Origin of the sequence: Treponema sp. UBA753, from assembly GCF_002297325.1 — a bacterium.
Lineage (GTDB): Bacteria > Spirochaetota > Spirochaetia > Treponematales > Treponemataceae > Treponema_D.
The window spans coordinates 2132-3932 of sequence record NZ_DBKJ01000029.1 but is presented as its reverse complement, the minus strand read 5'-3'; the positions used below and the strand labels follow the sequence as shown (position 1 = coordinate 3932).

1 protein-coding gene and 1 pseudogene are annotated in these 1801 nt (G+C 40.8%); both read right to left on the bottom strand.

The window, feature by feature from the left end; translation table 11 throughout:
- Positions 1–443, bottom strand: a pseudogene (locus tag B4C08_RS02080) (3-phosphoglycerate dehydrogenase); the annotation flags it as partial.
- 15 nt (positions 444–458) lie between these two features.
- Entirely contained in the window at positions 459–1580 is a 1122-nt protein-coding gene (gene serC, locus B4C08_RS02075; protein WP_296662378.1) for a 3-phosphoserine/phosphohydroxythreonine transaminase, read from the bottom strand.
- Positions 1581–1801: the final 221 nt, after the last annotated feature.

The window sequence follows — 1801 nt, the reverse complement described above, 5'->3', positions numbered from 1 at the left end:
ATTGCTCCAAGCCCGATTACGCCTAAAGTTTTTCCTTTTACTTCCTGTCCAATGAAATTTTTCTTTCCTTTTTCAGCAAGAGTTGCAATTTCTGCTCCTTTTCCGGCAAGTGAATTAACCCACTGGTTTGCGGCGATTACAGGACGGCTTGCCATAAGTAGTCCGAGGATTACAAGCTCTTTTACAGCGTTTGCGTTTGCTCCCGGCGTGTTGAAAACTACAACGCCTTTTTGCGCAAGGTCTTTTACTGGAATATTGTTTACGCCGGCTCCTGCGCGGGCAACAGCTTTTATGTTCGGGTCGATTTCCATTGAAAGCATATCGTGGCTGCGAACAAGAATTGCGTCAGGTTTTACGATTTCGCTTGCAATTTCATATTCATCACGTGGAAAGTTATCGAGTCCAACTGCGCTGATTCTGTCTAGTGTCTGAATCTTAAACATTTGTTTTCTCCGTTTTTATTTGTTTTCTTCTGCGAACTTTTTCATGAACTCAACAAGAGCTTTAACTCCGGCCAGCGGCATTGCGTTGTAAATTGAAGCTCTCATTCCGCCAACAAGTCTGTGTCCTTTAAGATTTACAAGTCCTGCGGCTTCAGCTTCTTTTACGAACTTTGCGTTGATTTCTTTTTCTTTTGCAATGTCGGTTTCGTCTTTTGAACCTGTTGAATATTTTGTGAGGAACGGAACATTCATGAGAGAGCGGCTTCCTTTTTCTGCTGTGGCATGATAGAAATCGCTTGAGTCAAGATAGTCGTAAAGGTAATTTGCTTTTTCAACATTCAGCTTGTTGATTCCTGCAGCTCCTCCGTTTTTTTCAATCCAGTCAAGAACTTTTCCAAGAACGTAAATTGTGTAGCAAGGCGGAGTGTTGTACATGCTTCCGTTGTCTGCGTGAGTTTTGTAGCAAAGCATTGTCGGCGTTCCTTCGCGTGGAGTTTCTGTAATCAAATCCTCGCGGATTATAACAAGAGTAACTCCAGCCGGAGCAAGGTTTTTCTGCGCGCCTGCAAAAAGAAGCCCGAACTTTGAAACGTCAAGCTCTTCGCTTAAAACGCAAGATGAAATGTCTGCAACAAGAGGAATTTTTCCTGTGTCTGGAATATACTCGTAGTGGGTTCCCATTATTGTGTTGTTGAAGCATATATACGCATAGTCGTAGTCGCCTTCAATTTTTTCAACATGCGGAATATAAGAATAATTTTTGTCTTCACTTGAAGCTATGATGTCAACTTTTATTCCAAGATGCTTTGCTTCTGCCGCCGCCTTTTTTGCCCAAACTCCAGTTTGAATGTATGCGGCTTTTCCTGTGTGAATGCCAAGATTTTCTGCGACCATTGCAAACTGTGTTGAACCGCCTCCCTGCAAAAAAAGGATTTTGTAGTTTTCTGGAACTTTCATAAGTTTGCGTACTTGTGATTCTGCGTGGTCAATTATTGCCTGATATGTGCTTGAGCGGTGGCTCATTTCCATTACTGACTGTCCGCTTCCGTTGTAGTCAAGCATTTCTGATGCGCATTCTTTTAAAACTTCTTCCGGCAAGCAAGATGGACCTGCGCTAAAATTGTATACTCTTGACATTCTGTACCCCTTTTGATTTGTGAGAAAAATCACAATAAATTTGCTATAATTTAATTAATTTTATAAAAAAAATAAAGGCGTTTCCATTGAAATTTAGCCTAGGCTTACAAAAAATGCTAGAATTTGCTGATTTTACGTTGAAAATTGCCTTTATGTGAGAAAAATCACAATATTTTGGTGTTTTTTGCTTGGTAAACAGTTTGTCATTGCCGTGCTTGACA

Bases quoted from the DNA above. Each gene is read 5' to 3' on its own strand.
- serC (WP_296662378.1), bottom strand. From the start codon at position 1,580: ATGTCAAGAGTATACAATTTTAGCGCAGGTCCATCTTGCTTGCCGGAA.